The organism is Candidatus Ulvibacter alkanivorans, assembly GCF_003333325.1.
In the GTDB taxonomy this organism is placed as follows: Bacteria; Bacteroidota; Bacteroidia; order Flavobacteriales; family Flavobacteriaceae; genus Ulvibacter_A; species Ulvibacter_A alkanivorans.
On record NZ_QOLC01000065.1, the window covers coordinates 1 to 1,291 of the forward strand.

General features: G+C 36.2%; 3 protein-coding genes. 2 read left to right on the forward strand and 1 reads right to left on the reverse strand.

From position 1 onward, the window contains the following. The coding region (locus DWA30_RS13385; protein WP_210725386.1) for a hypothetical protein at positions 1 to 247 on the forward strand (247 nt) is incomplete at its 5' end. Between the two features lie 6 nt (positions 248 to 253). On the opposite strand, the gene DWA30_RS05165 is transcribed toward DWA30_RS13385, so the two are convergent. After that, the gene (locus DWA30_RS05165; RefSeq protein WP_114491473.1) at positions 254 to 694 is read right to left on the reverse strand and encodes a hypothetical protein; all 441 of its coding nucleotides are present in this window, start codon (positions 692 to 694) and stop codon (positions 254 to 256) included. Between the two features lie 131 nt (positions 695 to 825). On the opposite strand from DWA30_RS05165, the gene DWA30_RS05170 reads away from it, so the two are divergent. After that, the coding region (locus DWA30_RS05170) for a glucosaminidase domain-containing protein (RefSeq protein ID WP_210725387.1) at positions 826 to 1,291 on the forward strand (466 nt) is incomplete at its 3' end.

Genomic DNA, 1,291 nt, shown 5'->3' on the forward strand with positions numbered 1-1,291 from the left:
TAATAAGCAGATCTTTCAAGGCGTGAAATTTATCAGCATAGCTCGGGGTTTTGTCCTCCAAGTCCAAAGAGATGACGTAGCGAGAAATCTGCTTATCAAGAGTGATTTCAGGCCAGCTATCATTAATAATGAAGCTGCTGAACCCTGCAAACGTAAGAATGATAGAGAAAATAAGGTTGCCAAGCATTTGCATGTTTTTTCGCCCTTTGAAATTGAAAGTGCTATTATATCAAATTATCCTGAATAAAACAACTTACATTAAGCCGCCAAGAAAAAGATCTTTGAAAAAGTTAGGGATAGATTTTAAGTCGTATTTCATTTTTTCTTCGGCTTCAAGTCTCTCCTTCTGTTTTTTATAGGCATCACTTTTCTTCATGGCGCAAACTTCATAGATGTTATCTTCAATTTTCTTGCCTTTGAACAAAGTGTAATAATCATCTTTAATCATTTTGTCATCAAATTTTGTATCACTCAAAGCAAAGTCAGTGCTGCTGGAACCAGTGACAGACCCAAGGTTATTTTCGCCACCCATGTAAACCTTGATTTCATGTCGGTAATTAAAGACACAGTTCATTCGGCATTTTGAAACAGATTCTTCCCAATAAGTGTTGCCCTCAATATAAGTGCATTGAGTCTCATTGGCTTGGGAAATAGCAGGAATAAAGATAATGAGTGCGAAGATGAAAAATTTCATAAATAGAACCAAATTGGTGAATATACAAAGTATTATAGTAAATAATCGTTCAAAAGTCAAGCCATAGAAGGTCTTGTACTGACCCTGATTGTTTGTTAAACTGTATTTTTAAAACAGATGAAGAGGGAAATATGTTGAAAAAAATTGCACTTTTTTCAAGTTTGATTTTGGCTTCTACAGGTGCCTTGGCAACAGGAATCGACGTTGTTAAGTTCAAAGAAGCGAACCAACTACCAGTCCAAGAGAAAAAAGAGTTTTTCTTTGAAAGTGTTTATCAAATGGTAGTGGACGCCAATAAGCAAGTAAAGAAAGAAAGAGAGGAAATTAAAAGCTCAACGAATTTGGCTCAATATTGTGTAAAATACAGAGTAAAAGAATGCTCTCAAGAAAATCTATTAAAAAAAGTAAATATCATCCCGCCTTCTCTGGCTCTTGCTCAAGCTGCTAATGAAAGCGCATGGGGAACGTCAAGGTTTGCACAAAAAGCCAATAATCTTTTTGGTGAATGGTGTTTCTCAGAAGGTTGCGGTCTTGTGCCGTTAAGTCGTCCGGATGGTGAAACTTACGAGGTCGAAAAATTTGATGGACTAAAAGGAT

Excerpts from the sequence above, each read along its gene's own strand:
- DWA30_RS05165 (WP_114491473.1), bottom strand. The coding sequence starts at position 694 with ATGAAATTTTTCATCTTCGCACTCATTATCTTTATTCCTGCTATTTCC.